The sequence below is a fragment of the Streptomyces pseudovenezuelae genome (genome assembly GCF_001513955.1).
In the GTDB taxonomy this organism is placed as follows: domain Bacteria; phylum Actinomycetota; class Actinomycetes; order Streptomycetales; family Streptomycetaceae; genus Streptomyces; species Streptomyces pseudovenezuelae.
On record NZ_KQ948151.1, the window covers coordinates 362,754 to 380,587 of the forward strand.

Here is a 17,834-nt window from a genome sequence, read left to right on the forward strand (position 1 = left end):
CCGATCACGCAGATCGGGCGCGGCCCTGTGCGCACTGGACCGCGAGGTCATGGCGCTTGCCGTCAGAAATGGGTATGGCCCGGTCTTTTCAGAAAGCGTGCGCCATCAGGTCCGCGAACAGCGCGTCCTCATCGGCCTCAAGGCCTCGCGAGCGGAACCAGGCGCAGATGTTGGCGCAGTCCCGCTGGAGGAAGTTCATCCCGTTGAGGTTGCCGACCAGATCGACGATCTGTGGTAGGTCGATGATGACCAGCCGCTCCCCCGCCGCCAGGATGTTGTACGCCGAGAGGTCGCCGTGTACGACCCCGCTCTGCACCATCGTCGCGAGCGCATCGGTCAGCTGCTCGAAGTACGCCGACAGCAGCTCGCGTGAGGGTCGAACCTGGGCGAGCCGGGGCGCGGTCGCGACGACACCGTCCTCGTCGGCGACAGTGATCCACTCCATCAGGATCTCGGTGCCGTCGATCTGGACCGGGTAAGGAACGGGCAGCCCGAGATTCCAGAGGCGCACCAGCGCACCCCACTCGGACACCGCCCATTCGCCGGCCGCGACCTGCCGGCCGAAGGTGCTCTTCCGGTTCACGGCGCGCTCGTCGCGTGAGCGCTTCATCGAACGGCCCTCGGTGTAGGTGGCGGCACGGTGGAAGGACCGGTGTTCGGGAGAGCGGTACCGCTTGGCCGCCATGACCACGCCGCCGGAGGGGTCGAGCGGGTCGGCGCGCTCGACGAGGTGGACGTCGGCCTCCTTGCCGGTCTTGAGGATGCCGAGTTCGGTGTCGATCGCGCCCTGCGAGGTCACCACCCAGTCCGGGAGCGGCTCGGGGCCCCGGCAGAGGGGTTCGACGCTGCCCCAGGTCGACCAGCGCTGGCCGTCCTCAAGGTCGTCGTAGGCATGGAAGTCGAAGACGAACCGGTCGTCGATGCCGTCCAGGTCGCCCGACGGCGGGACGGAGCGGTTGACGTCGGCGCTGAGAAGTTCAGGAAATGCCAGGTGTTGAGAGTGCTGCGAGAGATCGTCGTGAGACATCGCTGGAGGTGCTCCATGAGGCGAGAGAGGGGCGGTCTGTGGGCAGGCCGAAGACAGTCCTGGTCACGGTCGAGCCTCCTCTCGTGGAGCACCGGGCGGCTCCCGGTGGCTCGCCCATGGTGATGGTCGGACCCGGGGCGCGGCAACCGAATAACGCCGGCCCGCGTCGAGCTGACGGTCTGCCGGATTCCGGCGTGCTTCTCTGCACCGGCTCGAACTGCTGCTCTTCGTAGGACGCCCCATGCCCCGATTCCCCGATGCCCGGACGCGGGCCGCCGTGGTCGACATCTGCAGGGTCAAGCAGTGCTGTCCCGCCGCCCGACGACGCTCGTGACCGGGGCGCCTCTTCGGCCCACCGAGCAGACGAACCATGGGACTGCCGTCCCGACTGGACCATGCCGCGGACCTTGCCGAGCCGTTCCCTTTCGTACCCGGTGAGGGCCTACGCCACAGCCGATCCACGCACACCCACATGCGCGGCATCTCCCACGAGGGCAAGACGCCCGTTGACGAGCTTGTCGGGGACCTACCCGTCGAGAGAGGTGCCGATGACGGCACGTCGTCGTACCACGCCCAGCCGACCTGGCGGGAGCCCAGGTCGGACGATTGCCCGTCTCAGGACCGAATGTCATCCGATCGGCCCACACGAACTCTGCCCCGAGGTGCGTCATACCCCATTCGGCCGCACGGTGGGGTTGACCAGGTTGCCCCTGAGCAACGGTTGTGATCACTGATGCGGGGAGGCGTCATGCTCGTGATCGCTCTGCTTCTCCCCGTGATGCTGCTTCTCATGCTCTTCGGACTGCCGGCTCTGGAGTCCCGATTGTTCCCGCCGCCCCAGCCCGCCCCTCCAGAACAGGCGCCCCCGGAAGAGCCCTCGGCGCACTGACGCTTCGGCCCCTGATCGCACATCCATCCGGTGTGATCGCTCATTGGTGAGTTCCCCCCACTTGCCACGTGCTGGGACGCGAGGCTGGGCAGGGCCGGCGCAAGCAAGGCGCCTTGAGGCGTGCGCTCTACGGGTGGGGAGAAAGTGTGACACAGCAGTCGGAACGCCCCGAAGGCCTGGAACAGCAAGCGGTGCTGCTGGTGGCGGGACTGGCCGATCTGACAGTGAGCACTTTGGGCTCGGCTCTCGGGACGATGCGCGGGCTGCTGCGTCGTTCCGACAAGGCCGCGCTGGCGGCCGAGGCCGAACGGGAACTCCTCACGCGCGGGCGCCTGGCACTCGACCGGCACGCTGCCGTACCACCGGCGCACCTGGAGATTCTCGCGCGGCGCACCATGGCCCGACAGGTCGACGAAGGTGTCTGAACACTGGGATCCGGCCGCGTTCAGGGCACAGGTCGACGAGGTGCTGCAACATTTCGTCGCCCACGAAACCGACCAGCTCGCGGTGATCGATCCCGCCCTGGCCCCGATTGCCCGGCAGGTGGAACAGGCGGTCACGGACGGAAAGCGGCTGCGAGCTGCTTTCTGCTACTGGGGATGGCGCGCGGCCGGGCAACCCAACAGTGACGCGCTGGTGCGGGCGGCGGCCTCCATGGAGTTGGTCCACGCGGCCGCAATGGTGCATGACGACCTCATCGACGACAGCGCGATGCGGCACGGCCGCCCCACCGCACACGTGGCCCTGCGAACAACGCTACGACGCCGCCCACGGGCGGCACACGCGGCCCGGTCATTGGCGATGCTGGTGGGGGACCTACTGATGTCGTTGGCCGGGCAGCTGTTCGCCACCAGCGGCCTGCCCGCCGCCTTCCTCGGCCGGGCCCGTCCGCTATGGGCGGCTCTCGCCCGCGAGTTGATCGCCGGCGAGTGCCTGGAGATCCTGCACTCCGGAACCACTCCCGACATCACCGCGTCGCTGAAGGTGATCCGGTACAAGACCGCCAAGTACACCGTCGAGCAGCCCCTGCTGATCGGCGGAGCTCTGGCCGGCGCCGACGAGCGGCTGCGTGAGGGGTACTCGGCGTACGGCCTGCCGCTCGGCGAGGCGTTTCAGCTCAGGGACGACCTGCTGGGTCTGTTCGGGGATCCGGAGCGCACCGGCAAGGCCAACCTCGACGATGTTCGCGCCCACCGACCCACCGCTCTGCTGGCGGAAACATGGCGCATCGCCGGTGAGGGAGAGCGCGAACAGCTGCGCGCCCTGCTGGGCCGACGCGACCTGGCCCACAACGGCTTGGAAGCCGTGCGCGCGGTGATGCTCCGGCTGAAAGCGCCGGACCGCGTCGAGGACATGATCACCGCTCGGGTCCAGGAGGCCACGGTCTGCCTGCACGAGCTGGACATCCCCGCGGACGCCACCGCGGCTCTGACCGCGCTGGCCCGGTCGGCGACAGCCCGCCACCACTGACGGCCGCGGTGGGGCGCGCCTCGCACAGGGGACCGGCCACACCGCCTCATACCCACGAACAGCACTCCACTCGCCCCGCCCGCTCAAGGAGCCCTGTGATGCCCCACACCGACGCGTCCATGGACGCCCTGCGCCTCGCCGGTGACGAACTCGCCGACGCCACCGTCGCCGCGCTGTTCGAGCGTGGTGAGGTCGGCGCGTTCAACACACTCATGCGGTACGTGTCCACCGCCGGAGCTCCCCTGCCCGACGGACTGCCCGCCGTCGCCCGTGAATACCTCCAGGCCACCAACGCCCCGCCTGGCTGGGTGGACTGGGAGGAGATGGAGAAGGCCCGTTTGTTCTTCATCGACAACAACGTGCACATCTCCACCGCGCTGTCGTTCGCCTCCATGCCGGCCTGCTACCTCGTCCCGCACGTGGCCCGGCTGCTGTCGACCACCCATGGGCTGAAGTACCCCTCCAAGCGGATGGCGGAGACCGGCCAGTTCACCGTCTACCTGATGCAGCCCGACGCGTTCGAGGCCGGCAGCCGCTTCATCCCGGCCGCACAGAAGGTCCGCCTCCTGCACGCCTCCATCCGTCACCACCTCAAGCGCGAGAACCGCTGGGACGCCACCACACTGGGCGTACCGATCTGCCAGGAGGACATGATCGGCGGCCAGATGTTCTTCTCGCTCCTCGTACTGGACTCGCTGCACCGCCTCGGCATCCACATGTCCACCGAGGGCGCAGAGGCCTACTACTACGCATGGCGGGTGGTGGGAGCGATGCTCGGCGTCGACCAAGACGCCGTCCCCAGGACCTTGGAGGAGGCCCGCCACTTCCTGGACCTGTACATGATCCGGCACATGGGGCCCTCCCAGGAGGGCGCGCACCTGACGCAACAGCTGGTTCACCTGTACGAGGAAGTCGTGCCCGGCACGTTCTTCGACCCGCTCGTCTCCGCGCTGATCCGCCATCTGATCGGCGACACCTGTGCCGACTGGCTTCAGCTCCCCCGCACCGCCTGGGACACCGCCGTCAAGGCTGTCCCCCACCTGCTGGGCGTCCTTGAGACCATCGAGGACCGCTCACCGCTGGGCGCCTGGGCACTGGACCGCCTCGGCCACCTCACCACCATCCTTGAGCTGTCCTCCCTCACCCGCGGACGCGTCATGCACTACGCCATCCCCGAACAGCTCAGGAGCGAATACGGCATCACCGACACCGTGCCCCGCTCACACCGATGGACTCCGCCCGCTCCCAGCATCATCTGACCGTCAGCATGACGCGCGGCGGGTACCGAACGGTCGGTGATCTGCGTCGGCGAAGAGCCAGGAATCGCTTACGAAGGCCAGTCGGAGGGAAGTCCGTCGTTCTCGTCGTAAAAGTCTTCCCCCGCTTTGGCGATCGCCGCCACGGCGCTCTCGTAGGCGTAGCCGTATTCGGTGACCGACAGCGACTCGCAGCCGGGCGGCCGGGTCTTCGGCGGGGCCGTCTCCCCGGCGTAGAGCGAGGTGACGCCCGTCATACAGGCGCGGATGGCCTCGGCGTCGGCCGGGGGCGCGGTGGCGGCCGTGGACGTCGGGGAGGAAGCCGTAGCACTGTCCGCCGGGCTGTCGGAGCCCTCAGATCCGTCCGAACAGGCGGCAAGTGTCATCAGTAGGGCTGCCGTGGATATGAGCGCTGCCGTGGTCCGCATGGCCCTTGCCCCCAAGTGATGTTGAAGACGAGATCACATAGTGTCAGATACGGGCAGGTGCTGCGCTGGTGAGCGCTGAGGAGGCAGCGGCCACGGCCGTACCGGGGTCCGCCGGATCAAAGCCGCCACCGTGAAGAGCCGCCTCTTCCCCCGAGCCCGTCAGCCCGTCCAGATCAAGCGCCCGCGCGCCGACCGCAAGACCTGCGGGACCACCGTCAAAACGGTCTGCGCAGTCACCAGCCCGAACGCCGTGCGGGGCACCGCGGCCCGGCTCGCCGATGCTGGTGGTTCCGGCTGTCGGAAGGTGTGCAACCGGTGCCGTGTACCACGACAGTTGTGACGGGCGCGCTTGACCGCGGAGACGAGTAGGACCACGGTCGGCAGCGGAACCAGCACCAGTTCCAGGAAAAGCCCCAGAAGCGGGAGGCCAGCACCGCGCCGGCGATGGAGCCTGCGGCCATGATCGTGGCGATGGCCACTGCTGCGCGCCTTCGGCCCCGCGGCAGCCGTCCGTGCGACGGTCGTGGCGGCTGTGGGTTCCGTCAGCGCCGGGCCGGCGGAGACCAGGCCGCAGTTCCTCAGGTCAGGAAACCCGGCAGACGGGCAGGTGGCGCATGGCAGGGACGGCAGCGGCGGGAGCCAAGGGAGGTGCGGCCGGGGCACGTCGAGTGCTCGCCCCACTGGCGTTGGCGCAGTTCATCTGCAGTTTCGCGGGTTCGAACATGAACGTGATGATCAACGACATCAGCGAGGACCTGGACACCACCGTGCAGGGTGTGCAGGTCGCGATCACGATCTTTCTGCTGGTGATGGCCGCGTTGATGATCCCGGGCGGGAAGCTGACCGACAAGTGGGGACGCAAGCGCTGCCTGCTGGCGGGGCTCGTGGTCTACGGGGTCGGGGCGGTGCTCAGCGCGGCCGCGCCAGGGCTGGGCGTGCTGATCCTCGGCAACTCGATCCTGGAGGGTGTGGGTACGGCGTTGCTGATCCCGCCGGTCTACATCCTGACCACGCTGCTGTTCACCGACATGGCCTCCCGGGCGCGGGCGTTCGGCGCGATCATGGCGATGGGCGGGATCGGTGCGGCCGCCGGTCCGCTGATCGGCGGGCTGATCACGAGCGCGATCAGCTGGCGGGCCGCGTTCGTGTTCCAGGCGCTGGTGATCGTGTTGATCGTGGTGCTCAGCCGCCGAATCACCGATCCGCTGCCGCCCGACCCCGCCCGGTCCTTCGACACGGTCGGGGCGGTGCTGTCGGCGGCGGGCCTGGTGCTGCTGGTGACGGGCATCCTGGCCGTCGACAACAACGGGTGGCTCGCGCTGGGCCTGCTGCTGGCCGGTGCGCTGGTGCTGGTCGGCTTCTTCTTCTGGGTGCGCGGCCGCGAGCGCGCCGGCCGAGAGGCGCTGCTGTCGACGGGTCTGTTCCGCAACCGCACCTCCAACCTCGGTCTGGTCACCCAGAACACGCAGTGGCTGATGCTGATGGGCGTCTCGTTCACGGTTGCCGCCTACCTGCAGGTCGTGCGCGGCTACGACGCGATCGAGACCGGTGTCATCTTCACCGCCGCGACCCTCGGCATCCTCGCCTCCTCACTGGCTGCCGAGAAGCTGGCCCGGCGCCGGGCGCAGCGCACCCTCATCATGGCGGGCTTCGTCGTGACGACCGCCGGCATCGCGGTGCTGCTGGCCCTGGTCGCCTGGAAGCCCGGTGCCTGGGCGTTCGCCCCCGGCCTGCTGCTGATCGGCCTGGGGCTGGGGGTGATGCTCACGCCGTCGGTGAACGTGGTCCAGTCGTGCTTCCCCGAGACGCAGCAGGGCGAGATCTCCGGCCTGTCGCGCAGCATCTCCAACCTCGGCTCCTCACTCGGCACTGCCGTCGCGGGAACGATCCTGGTGTCGGGGCTCAGTAAGGGCGCGTACGCGGCGGCCATGGCGGCGCTCGCGGTCGTCGGCCTGGGCGGGCTGACCGCCGCAGCCCTGCTGCCGCGTGCCGGCCGGGCCCCTGCCACCGGGGCCGGGACGACGCCGCCAGGGGCGCCGCAGCAGTGGCCGTGACACGTCGTGTGCCTCGGCTGACCGCCGACGGTTCCCGCGGTCAGCCGGTCCGTCCCTCGGCGCGGTCGAGCTCTTCGTCCAGGGCGAGGGCGGCGTCGATGAGGGCCAGGTGGGTGAACGCCTGCGGGAAGTTACCGAGCTGCTCGCCCGAGGGGCCGATCTCTTCGGCGAACAGGCCGACGTGGTTGGCGTAGGTGAGCATCTTGGAGAAGGCGTACCGGGCCTGGTTGAGGCGTCCGGCGCGGGCGAGTGCCTCCACGTACAGGAAGCTGCACAGGTTGAAGGTGCCTTCCGAGCCGCGCAGGCCGTCCGGGGAGGCGGCGGGGTTGTAGCGGTAGACGAGGCTGTCGCTGACGAGTTCGCTGTCCATGGCGTCGAGGGTCGTCAGCCAGTCGGGGTCGGTGGGGGTGAGGAAGCCCACCTTGGGCATCAGGAGCAGGGAGGCATCGAGAACGTCGGTGTCGTAGTGCTGGACGAACGCCGCTCGTTCTTCATTCCAACCGTGATCGACGATCTGCCGCAGGACCGCGTCGCGTGCCTGCGACCAACGGGTCAGGTCGCCGGGCCGGGAGTGCGCGGTGGCGAGTTTCACCGCACGGTCGAAGGCGACCCAGGTCATCAGCCGGCTGTAGGTGAAGTTCTGCTTTCCGCCGCGGGTCTCCCAGATGCCCTCGTCGGGGCGGTCCCAGTGGTCGACGAGCCAGTCGATGACGCCTGCGAAGACATGCCAGCCGCGGACGGCGCCGATGTCCTCCGCCTGGGCGAGCGCGTAGGCGGCCTCGCCGTAGATGTCGAGCTGGATCTGGTCGGCGGCGGCGTTTCCGGCCCGTACCGGGGAGGAGCGGCGGTAGCCCTCCAGGTGGTCCAGCACCTCCTCGGTCAGGTGCGGTTCGCCGTCGACGCGGTACATGATCTGCAGTGGCTCTCCGGAGGCGGTACCTCCGGCGTCCAGACGCTCGCGCAGCCACCGGCGGAAGGCATTCGCCTCCGCGGTGAAGCCGAGGTCGATCAACGACCGCACCGACAGGGAAGCGTCACGTACCCAGGTGTAGCGGTAGTCCCAGTTCCGTTCCCCGCCGATCTGTTCGGGCAGGCCCATGGTGGCGGCAGCGATCGGGGCGCCCGTGGGAGCGTAGGTGAGGAGCTTGAGGGTGATGGCCGAGCGGGTGACCATCTCGTGCCAGCGGCCGCGGTAGCGGGAGGCCCGCAGCCAGTCCAGCCAGAAGGCGGTGCACGCCTCGAACTCGGTGCTGACCGTGTCGACGGTGAGGCTCGTGCTCCCGGGCCGCCCGCTCAGCGCGCCCGGTTCGCCCGACTCGCTGGTGAGCACCACGGCGGCACGCTCCCCGGCATGCAGCGTGAATCGGGCGGACACGTCCGTACCGTCCGGATGCAGGTCGACCGGCGCGGTGGCCTGCAACTGCAGATCCGCGCCAGGACCGCGGAACAGCATCGATCCGTCGTCGAGACGGGTCAGGTCATGTGCGGCCCGGCCGTAGTCGAAGCGGGGCCGGCAGATCAGCTCGAACGGCATGCTCCCGCGCACCACCCGCGCGACCCGGATCAGCCGGTGCCGGGCAGACGGCGTCGGCGACGTGTCGGGCGGCATGAAGTCGACGACTTCGCCGACGCCGCTCGGCGCCATGAAACGGGTGATCAGGACGGCGGTGTCGGGAAGGTAGAGCTGGCGGACGGTGGCGTCGCCCCCGACGTCGGCGGCCAGACGGCAGAAACCGCCGCGGTCGCTGTCGAGCAGCGAGGCGAACACGCTGGGCGAGTCGAACCGGGGCGTGCACCACCAGTCCACGGTGCCGTCGGCGGCGATCAGCGCTGCCGTCTGCAGATCGCCGACGATGCCGTGGTCCGCGATCGGGGGGTACTCGTTCACAGCGCCTCCTCGGGCATCTGCACCAGCGAGAGACCCGCGGAACCCTTCGCACCCGCTCCGCCAGTGGTGCATCCTGCGTGCGGCCGACAGCGCCTGCGCCCCGACCAAACGCCCGCATCTGCCCATCATCGCGACGCCGGGCGCCCCTGGCCACCTGTGGCCGGAGCGGTCCCCTGCGGCCCTGCGCTCCCTCGTCAACGCTCGGGGCCGCTGCCCTTGGGGGTTGCACCGGCTCAGGTGTTGTCCTGGCCGCCGACGCGTTTGCCGGTACCGGCGGTGGTCTGGCGGACGCCGAGTAGGCGACCGACGACCACGGCAGAGACAACCGGCGCTCGGCCCCTCACTCGGGTCGGTCAGCGTCGCGCTGCGCGCATCACGCTGATCGGGCTGCCGCCCTTCGGGAATTCTCCGATCCGCTGATCGCACAACGCCAACGGGCGCCACGCTCCGGCCAACACCCGTCGGCGAATCTGCAGAACGCGAAGCGCTTTCGCCGGTGGCCTCACCGCTGGGCGAACATGCCTTCACGCAGGCGGCCCAGGGTCCGTGACAGGAGTCGGGAGACGTGCATCTGGGACACGCCCAGGTGTTCGCCGATCTGTGCCTGGGTGAGTTCTTCCACGAACCGCATGTGGATGATCTGCCGGTCTCGCTCGTCGAGTTCGGCGAGCAGCGGGGCAAGGGTGTGGAAGTCCTCCACCAGTTCCAGCGCCTGGTCTTCGGCACCGATGAAGTCCTGCAGAGCGCTCTCGCCGTCTTCGCTTCCGCTGATCGCGGCGTCCAGGGAGGAGGAGTTGTAGCCGTTGGCGGCCAGTCGGGCTTCCCGCACCTCGTCCTCGGGCAGGCTCATCAGCTCCGACAGTTCCTTCACCGTCGGCGTGCGCCCCAGACGGCTGCGGAGCTCTTCGGTGGCGCGGGCGAGCTGGACGCGGGCCTCCTGCAGACGGCGCGGCACGTGCACGGCCCAAGTGGTGTCACGGAAGAACCGCTTGATCTCACCGACGATGTAAGGAATCGCGAACGAGGTGAACTCCACCTCACGGGTCAGCTCGAACCGGTCGATCGCCTTGATCAACCCGATCATGCCGACCTGGACGATGTCCTCCATCTCCTCCGGACCGCGGCTGCGGAAACGGCCGGCCGCGAAGCGGACGAGGGACATGTTCATCTCGATCAGTGTGTTGCGCGCATAGCTGTACTCGGGCGTGCCCTCTTCCAGGACCGCCAGCTGGTCGAAGAACAGCCTTGTGAGCTCGCGAGCATCCTTGGGCGCCACCCGGGAGGGATCGGCGATCTCCGGCAGCTCGCTCGTCAGCCTGTCCCCTGCACGAATGCCCGTCAGCGTCATATCGCCCCTCCCAAGAATCGAGCCAACCGCTACTGCCTGCACAAGCGGCCGACGCCCGACCGCTTACCCCCACATCCTGTACCTATGCCCGCGCCTCTGTGAATCCTCCGCGCAGTGGCCGTGCGGGCGGCAACCGAACGAACGCGCCGCTGACGAGGACCGGGCCACAGGGAAGTTCGCATCCACAGCTCCTGGGCCGGCAACTGATCTCCGACGGAAGACGATCTTCGCCATGGTCACGGTGTCCGGACCCCCGCCCTGCGCGGCAGCGGGGAGCGGGAAGGGCGCTGGGCGTGAAGGACGAGCAGCGCCAGGGCGCCGGTTGCTGTGGACCAGGTGAGCGAGAGGAGGCCGTGGGACCAGGGGATGTGCGGAGTGAGAGCTGAGCTGAGCGCCAGCTGGGTCACGCCGTAGAGGGGAAGCGCGGACACGCCGGTCACATCCATGTGTGTGTTGAAGACGGGATTCTGCAGGCCGGTGTCGACCAGGCTGAGCATGATGATGAGAAAGAAGCCCTCCAGTTCTCCACGCACCAGGGAGCCGAGCAGAAGGCCGATTCCGCCGTAGGTCAGCCCGGCACCCGCGAGGGCCAGCGCCAGGGGCCCTACGTGCCGTACGGGCAGGGACATCCACAGCAGGATCGCGGTGTAGATGGCCAGCAGTGCGGCGGTGAGGCTGACGGCAGCAAGCTTGGCCAGGAGCATCGGCAGCCGCGGATAGCCGGCAAGCAGCAGACGACGGTCCATCTGCTGGGATCCAAAGGTCTCCGTGAAGGTGATGAAGCCGACGACCGGGGTGACAGCCCCCAGCGCGCTGGCCACCTGGCCCACCTGGCTGGCCGGGGCGGAGACAGGGGCGCTCACGGCGTCGAGCCAGACGCGCACCACTTCGTCGGAGGTGCACAGGCGTGCCACGGCGATCCAGACCGGGATGAACGCCACCGCCAGGGCCAAGGCCAGCCGGTTGCGCAGGTGGCCCAGCAGAGTGCACCGCAGCAGCTCGGTGAACGCCGTACACAAGAGCCTCACCGGTTGGTCTCCTCGAAGTGCAGACGCCCCTGGCGCAGATGAGCGATCGCATCGAAGTGATGCAGGTCGTGCAGCAGATGCGAGACCACGATGATCGAGCGGCCTTGATCACGCAGACCGGCGGCCAGGGTCCAGAACCGCTGGTGGGTGTCCCAGTCGAAGCCCTGGTACGGCTCGTCCAGGACCAGCAACTGCGGATCGTGCATGAGAGCGATCAGCAGGTTCAGCTTCTGTCGCGTTCCACCACTGAGTCGGCCGACCTGCTGTCGCCGGCAGTCGGTGAACGCGAGCAGCCTCATCAGTTCGTCGGCGCGCTCAAGGGTGGGCAGCCGGTAGGCCATCTGGAACAACCGCAGATGCTGCCCGACGGTGAACGCGTCGTTCAGTACCGCTCGCTGCGGGCAGTACCCCACCGGCCCGGTCCGTGTCACTGTTCCGCGATCGGGTGCGAGGTGTCCTACGGCGATCCGCAGCAGAGTGCTCTTGCCCGCCCCGTTCTCGCCGACGACCCCCACCAGCGTCCCGGCAGGCACATCGAGGTCCACATCCCGCAGGACCGGTCTGCCGCCGTACGCCTTGCACACTCCGCTGATCCGCAGCCGTGGCCGCTGGCACGTCGTCACTGCCTGCACAACAACCCCTCGCAAGGCGGATGGAGGTAGCCGGCCCACCGCGGGACCAGCGCGGCACAGGGAACCGGGGTCGCGCAGGCTCATGTCCCCGCCTCGTCCGGCTCCTGACGCCCAGCTGAGTGCGGCCCGGATGTCGGTCCTGTGCGGACCGGGCGCCCCTGTGCGCGGCGGCACGCCGCCGCCCCGTGTCAACGAGTTCGTACCGCCGATGTAACGGCGGCCACCGCTGGTCCCGTCAGCCGTCGGCATCACGACTCCACAGGCCATGTTCCCGCGCGTGACGTGAACCGTGGCCTGCCGTTGAAGGAAGCGATGACCCTCACACCACAGCAAGACGTCTACGCTCCCACGATCGTGATCGGGGCCGGCCCCTACGGCCTGGCAACCGCCGCGCTGCTGCGGCGCTCCGGCACGCCCACCGTGATCCTTGAACGGTCGGAGCGAGTAGGAGCCAGCTGGGCGCACCGGTACGAGCATCTGCGCCTGCACACCACCCCCGGCACCTCAAAACTCCCCGGCTTGCCGTTGCCGCGTCAGGCCGGCCCGTGGGTGAGCCGGGACGACTACGTGCGCTACCTGGAGAGCTATGCAGCCCACCACCGTCTCGACGTTCGGCTGACCACTCCGGTGCTGCGCATCGAGCGCGCCGAGCCCGGCTCGGGTCCCATGTGGCTGGTCCACACCCCGGACGGCCCGGTCCCCACTGATGCGGTCGTGGTGGCCACCGGCCGCTGCCACAGCCCGTACGTCCCCCACTGGCCCGGGCGCGCGACCTTCACCGGCACGCTGCTGCACTCGGCCCACTACCGGTCTCCGGCCCCTTACCGAGGAAGACACGTCCTGGTGGTCGGCGCCGGGAACAGCGGTACCGAGATCGCGGACGTCCTGGCCGGAGCGGGAGCCGAACCGGTACGGATCGCGATTCGCACCCCACCCAACATCCTGCCCCGCTCCAGCTCCCGATGGCACGCGGTCGGCCGGCTGACGGAAGCCCTTCCGCTGCCGTGGCGCGACCACACCTCCCTGCTCACGCAACGTATCGCGGTGCCCGACCTGACCTCACGGGGACTGCCGCGCCCCCGGACGGGCCTCTACACCCGCAATGTGCTCGAAGGTGTCAATCCTGTGCTCGACCACGGCTTCGTGGACGCCGTGCGGTCAGGGCGGGTCGAGCCGGTCGCCGCAGTCCAGGGGTTCGACGGCCCCGACGTGGTTCTGGCCGACGGCACCCGGCTGCGGCCCGACACGGTCATCGCCGCCACCGGGTACCGGACCGACCTGCACGACCTGGTGGGGTCCCTGGGCGTACTCGACGAGGACGGGCTGCCTCTCGCCGGAGGACCACAGCCCCATCCCGAAGCTCCGCGCCTGTACTTCGCCGGATACACCAATCCCCTCACAGGAGTGCTCCGCCAGGCGGGCATCGAGGCGCGCGCCATCGCCCGGGCGCTCCGCCGCGAGACCGCGCATGTCGGCCTTCAGCCACGTTCCCCGCGGTCCGAGCGGACACCGCGGTAGCACTCGGGAGCAACGGCGGATCGCTGGTTCAGGAACCTGCGCACCAGCAACGAACAGCACCTCCGACTCCCCGTAGGAAGACGCACGGTGTTCAGCGGCACCGCATTCGCGGCCGAGCTGCATGCCCCGGTCGAAGCCTGGCCGGGGCCGGATCGCCGCATAAGGCTCGCTTCGCGCCAGGGCGACCGCACTACCAATTTCTCTTCACATAACAGCCGTTGTCCAGACTGAAGGTCTCGTGTTCCACTGATCTCCGTCCACCACTCGATCACCCGCTCCCGGGCGGGAGGGCATCACGGGGGAGATGCGTGTATGAGGACCTGGGATTCGAGAAACTCCTCGACGCGGACGGTTTCTTCGCGCGCCTGTTAGGGCGGTCGCCGTCGGGCGCCGAACGCAAATTGCTGTACGGCCCCGACCTGCCCGTGGTACTGCTCACCGGCGGCCCGGGGATGGGCAAGGGGCGGCTGCTGCGGACGGTGCACGACCGTTTCGCCCGCCACGTGCCGGTGATCCGGCTGGACTGCGCCTCACCTGTCCACGCCGACCGGGCCGGGCCGGAGCCCGGTGCCCGCTCGGCGGCGACCGAGGCCCTGGTCGAGGCCGCCCTGCTGCTGCACACCTGGCGGGGGACGGGCGGCGCGTTCACCTTCCCGCGGTTCTTCGCGGGCCTGGCGGTGATCGCGACCGGCGTCGCGGGTGGCACCGGTGAGGCGATCAGGACAGAGGTCGAACGGTACGAGGAGCTGATCCAGCAGCCGCGCCTGCGCAGGCTGGGGGCGCGTGACTTCTGGCGCGGGGCGCTCCTCGGAGCCGTACGGAAAATGCTGGAGGTCTTGGCCGGACAGACGCTCGGCCCGTACGGGGCCGCCGCCCTCACCGCGCTGCTCGACGCCCTCTTCGAAGGCGTGCCGCCCCGGGTCGAGGCGGAACTGACCCGGATCTACGGCGAGTACCCCGGTGCGGCCGGCCAGCCCAAGCACGGGCTGCGCAGGCTGGCCGAGGACTTCCAGGCCGGCCGCGAGCGGCGGGACGACGCGGAGCGCTTCCTGTTCCGGGCGCTGCGCGAGGATCTGGAGGCGGCGTACGGCGGGCTGGGCGGCTGGCTGGGCCGGGTCGGGCGTCCGGGACTGCTGCTGGACCACGCGTACGAAGCGCTGGGCGAGCGGCTGCTGCGCGCAGTTCTCACCGACCGCCGGGCCGGGCAGCGTGACCGCGTGGTGATCGTGGGCACGGCACGCCGGGCGGATGGCGGCGACTTCCTGCACGGGGGCCTGCCACCGAGGGAGGTGGCGGCCTTCCGGCCCGAGGACGGGGTGCCGGCCACCTGGTCCCGCCGCAGGGACCGGGAGGGAGACCGCAGCCCGTTGTCCGCCGGGGTGCTCATGTTGCGGATGCCTTTCCTGACCGGCGACCAGCTCCGCATGGCGACCGAGCGAATACAGCTGGCCGCGGAACGGGAGGGCGGTACGCATCGCCGCCGTATCACCGCCGCCGTGGCACAGCTGAGCGGCGGACGGCCGCACACGGTGATCCGGTTGGCCACCGCTGCCGCAGACCACCGGATGGAGACGGACGCCAACGACCGAGCCATCCTGGACGCCAAGCTGCGCCACCCGGACGGCGCCCCCGAGCGGCCGGTGACGGACGTACTCCTTCAGGAGCTGATCCTCGACCAGCTACCGGTGCGGCTTGCGGGCGAGCACCATGACCAGTGGCTCGACCTCCTCACCCATCTGTCGGTGGCACACGACGCGGAGTGCGCGGAGGTCCTGCTGCGCCATCACCAGGCGGGCCGTGTGCTGCGCCTGACGGCACATCAGGTCACGCGGCTGCTGCACGACACCGGGTGGCCCAGCTGCAAGCGGCACTTCATCGGGGACTTCGGCCTGCGCCAGCTGCTGGTGCACCGGCTGTACGGGCTGGAGCGCGACGGTGCCGCCTGGTACGCCGACCACCATCTGCTGCGCGACCACTACGCCGGGACCGAACCAAGCGGCAGCGCCTTCCATTCGGTGACAACCCACCGAATGAACCACCACCTCGTCTCCGGCGGCGTCGACGACGTGGTCCGCCACCTCGCCGCCACCCTCCCCGGCCGCCCCCGGCAGTGGTGCGCGGAACTGCTGGAGATAGCCCAGGCGCCCTATCCAGGCGGGGCGGACGAGCGCCGCAAGCGCGCCCAGGGTGAGGTACGGGTCGACGGACCGCCGCTGCGCCGGACCGTCGACCAACTGCTGCATGCCGTATGGCTGTGCGAGGAGCGCACCCGGCCGACCGGGGGCGAAATGGCGAGCACGCTGGAGCAATTGCTGAGACAACTGTCGGTCATGGACTTCGACGGCGCGGGAGAACTCGGCCCCATAGCCACCGTGTGGAGCCAACTGGCCGCGAACGAGCAGCCGTTGCTTCGCTGCGACTGCACCGATCAGCTCGGCCGAAGGAGGTGACGGGGATGCCCGGCTGGATACCCAGGTGGAACAGGCTGCCCAGGTGGGGAAAGATCCTCTACGTGGTGGCGGGTGTGGCGGTGCTCGTGGCTGCCGGCGTGTACGGCCTTCCCGCCCTCCAGAAGCCGGATACCTGCCACGAGGGCATCGAGAAGATCGGCGGCGAGTGCATCGGCGTCGACGGCGCGGGCTACGACTTCGGCACACCCGAGATCAGCGCCGTGGCGAAGGCCATCTCGGCGGAGAACAAGAGGATCGCGAAACAGCCCCACGTCACCGTGGCGATGATGCTGCCTCTGCAGTCGGACACGGCCGGGCTGCGGCGCCAGATGCGCAGCGACCTCCAGGGCGCGTATCTGGGACAGCGACAGGCCAACTCGGGCGAAGGCCAAGTACCCAAGATCCGGCTGGTGTTGGCCAATCCAGGGCTGAACTACGGCCATCAGGACAACATCGTGAGCACACTGCTCGACATGGCCGAATCCGACCAGGACAATCTGCGGGCCGTCACGGGCTTCAACCTCACCCTCGATGCCACCGAGGAGGCCGTAGGACGTCTGACGAAAAACGGCGTCCCGGTACTCGCCTCCCGGATCAGCGGAGACGGGATCGCCAACGTCGACGGCGAGAAGCAGCGCTTCCCCGGCCTGGCCCGCATCATCCCCACCAACGGCAACGCGGCAGAGGCCCTGGCCAACTTCAACGGCGAGCGGGGCAAGCGGAACGCCAGGACGGTGCTGGTCTACGACACCCGTCCGGACGCCTACGACGAGTCACTGGCGAGCGCGTTCCGGGGGATCAAGGAGACGGGTCCGGCCGGTCCCGCCGACATGCCCTACGAATCTCCTGGGATCAGCGAGGCCGGCTCGACCGGCAGCCAGTTCGAGCAGATCGCCAACAACATCTGCGGGTCCGCGGCCGACACCGTCTACTTCGCGGGGCGCACCCTGCATCTGCGGATCTTCGCGCTCACCCTGGCCAAGCAGACCTGCGCCAACCGGCACTTCACCCTGGTCAGCGGCTCCGACGCCGCCTCGCTGCGACAAGCCATGTCCGAGAAGGACTGGGCACTGCTGCGCGGCAAGGACGGCGAGGCCAAGGTGACGGTCCAGTACGCCGCCCCCGCGCACCCAGTCGCCTGGGACGCCGAACTGGCCGCCTGGAGCAAGCAGTGGAAGGCGACCCACGGCCGTGAGCCCACCGCGAACCAACTCCCCCAGTACCTCACGGAACCCAAGGCGGCCCTGGACGCCCTCAAGGACCTCATCAGGACCACGAGCGCGGCGGGCACGGACCTCGGCTCCCCTCCCGACCTGGAGGACTCCCGCACCATGCTCGTCTACGACGGCCTCGTCACCATCGGCACGGCCCTGCACGAGGTACAGGGCAACGACGCCGAACAGACGCCCAGCCTCGCGGACGTCCGCCAGGAGTGGTCGAAACTCCAGTCGGTGCACCGGGTGAGGGGCACAAGTGGCCTGATCTGCCTGACCAGCGGCGGGAATCCGTACGACAAGCCGGTCGCGGTGGTCGAACTGAACCCAGGCCAAGGCGTACGCGGGACTCTGAAGTTCGTCGGTCTGGGCTGGCCCACCGGCAAGGAACAGCCGAAGAACTGCGTGATCCCGAGCGGCACTTCCTGAGCCGGCCGCCCCCGCTCTCCGCAGCAGTCCCCTCTACCCCGGCCAGGAGAGTCCGTCGACCGACCGAGCTCGACCGGACGGCGTGACCGGGGACCGCAGCTCCCCGTGTCACCGCTCATCGAGGCTTCGGCTGGGCGATCACAGCGCGGTGCTTGCCCGGCGGTGAGGTGAACGCTGTGGAGAAACTGGGTCCAGTGCCCGCG

At 69.3% G+C, this 17,834-nt stretch carries 13 protein-coding genes; 7 read left to right on the forward strand and 6 right to left on the reverse strand.

The window, feature by feature from the left end; genetic code table 11:
• Nucleotides 1-88: 88 nt before the first annotated feature.
• On the reverse strand, nucleotides 89-1,027 hold the full coding sequence (locus AQI94_RS33365) for a serine protein kinase RIO (RefSeq protein WP_031055558.1): 939 nt from the start codon (nucleotides 1,025-1,027) through the stop codon (nucleotides 89-91).
• Between the two features lie 1,035 nt (nucleotides 1,028-2,062).
• On the opposite strand from AQI94_RS33365, the gene AQI94_RS33370 reads away from it, so the two are divergent.
• The 3 genes from AQI94_RS33370 to AQI94_RS33380 all read left to right on the forward strand — a co-directional run bounded on the left by AQI94_RS33370 (nucleotide 2,063) and on the right by AQI94_RS33380 (nucleotide 4,645).
• Nucleotides 2,063-2,341: a hypothetical protein gene (locus AQI94_RS33370; protein WP_031055561.1), complete on the forward strand. Its 279-nt coding sequence runs from the start codon at nucleotides 2,063-2,065 to the stop codon at nucleotides 2,339-2,341.
• Nucleotides 2,334-3,386 carry a polyprenyl synthetase family protein gene (locus tag AQI94_RS33375; protein ID WP_031055563.1) on the forward strand — a complete coding sequence of 351 codons (1,053 nt, stop codon included), beginning with the start codon at nucleotides 2,334-2,336 and terminating at the stop codon, nucleotides 3,384-3,386. Before AQI94_RS33370 ends, AQI94_RS33375 begins: the two co-directional genes overlap by 8 nt.
• Nucleotides 3,387-3,484: 98 nt before the next feature.
• Nucleotides 3,485-4,645: an oxygenase MpaB family protein gene (locus tag AQI94_RS33380; RefSeq protein WP_031055566.1), complete on the forward strand. Its 1,161-nt coding sequence runs from the start codon at nucleotides 3,485-3,487 to the stop codon at nucleotides 4,643-4,645.
• 68 nt (nucleotides 4,646-4,713) lie between these two features.
• Here the strand turns inward: AQI94_RS33380 and AQI94_RS44825 are convergent, their stop codons facing one another.
• The gene (locus AQI94_RS44825) at nucleotides 4,714-5,070 is read right to left on the reverse strand and encodes a DcrB/PsbP domain-containing protein (RefSeq protein WP_158806375.1); all 357 of its coding nucleotides are present in this window, start codon (nucleotides 5,068-5,070) and stop codon (nucleotides 4,714-4,716) included.
• A 614-nt stretch (nucleotides 5,071-5,684) separates the two neighbouring features.
• Here AQI94_RS44825 and AQI94_RS33395 point away from each other — a divergent pair.
• Nucleotides 5,685-7,124, forward strand: a complete 1,440-nt coding sequence (locus tag AQI94_RS33395) for an MFS transporter (protein ID WP_051832681.1) — start codon at nucleotides 5,685-5,687, stop codon at nucleotides 7,122-7,124.
• A 40-nt stretch (nucleotides 7,125-7,164) separates the two neighbouring features.
• Here the strand turns inward: AQI94_RS33395 and AQI94_RS33400 are convergent, their stop codons facing one another.
• From AQI94_RS33400 to AQI94_RS33415, 4 genes are all read right to left on the reverse strand, one after another.
• On the reverse strand, nucleotides 7,165-9,012 hold the full coding sequence (locus AQI94_RS33400; protein WP_031055579.1) for a glycoside hydrolase family 15 protein: 1,848 nt from the start codon (nucleotides 9,010-9,012) through the stop codon (nucleotides 7,165-7,167).
• 502 nt (nucleotides 9,013-9,514) lie between these two features.
• Entirely contained in the window at nucleotides 9,515-10,360 is an 846-nt protein-coding gene (locus tag AQI94_RS33405; protein ID WP_031055582.1) for an RNA polymerase sigma factor SigF, read from the reverse strand.
• Nucleotides 10,361-10,596: 236 nt separating this feature from the next.
• Nucleotides 10,597-11,388, reverse strand: coding sequence for a hypothetical protein (locus AQI94_RS33410; protein WP_031055583.1), 792 nt, complete (start codon nucleotides 11,386-11,388; stop codon nucleotides 10,597-10,599).
• Nucleotides 11,385-11,987, reverse strand: coding sequence for an ABC transporter ATP-binding protein (locus AQI94_RS33415; RefSeq protein WP_037944908.1), 603 nt, complete (start codon nucleotides 11,985-11,987; stop codon nucleotides 11,385-11,387). Before AQI94_RS33415 ends, AQI94_RS33410 begins: the two co-directional genes overlap by 4 nt.
• Before the next feature lie 345 nt (nucleotides 11,988-12,332).
• On the opposite strand from AQI94_RS33415, the gene AQI94_RS33420 reads away from it, so the two are divergent.
• The 3 genes from AQI94_RS33420 to AQI94_RS33430 all read left to right on the forward strand — a co-directional run bounded on the left by AQI94_RS33420 (nucleotide 12,333) and on the right by AQI94_RS33430 (nucleotide 17,631).
• Entirely contained in the window at nucleotides 12,333-13,538 is a 1,206-nt protein-coding gene (locus tag AQI94_RS33420; RefSeq protein ID WP_051832684.1) for a flavin-containing monooxygenase, read from the forward strand.
• 308 nt (nucleotides 13,539-13,846) lie between these two features.
• Entirely contained in the window at nucleotides 13,847-15,988 is a 2,142-nt protein-coding gene (locus AQI94_RS33425) for a hypothetical protein (RefSeq protein ID WP_031055589.1), read from the forward strand.
• A gap of 5 nt (nucleotides 15,989-15,993) precedes the next feature.
• A complete protein-coding gene (locus tag AQI94_RS33430) occupies nucleotides 15,994-17,631 on the forward strand; it encodes a type 1 periplasmic-binding domain-containing protein (RefSeq protein WP_031055591.1) in 1,638 nt (545 codons plus the stop codon).
• Nucleotides 17,632-17,834: the final 203 nt, after the last annotated feature.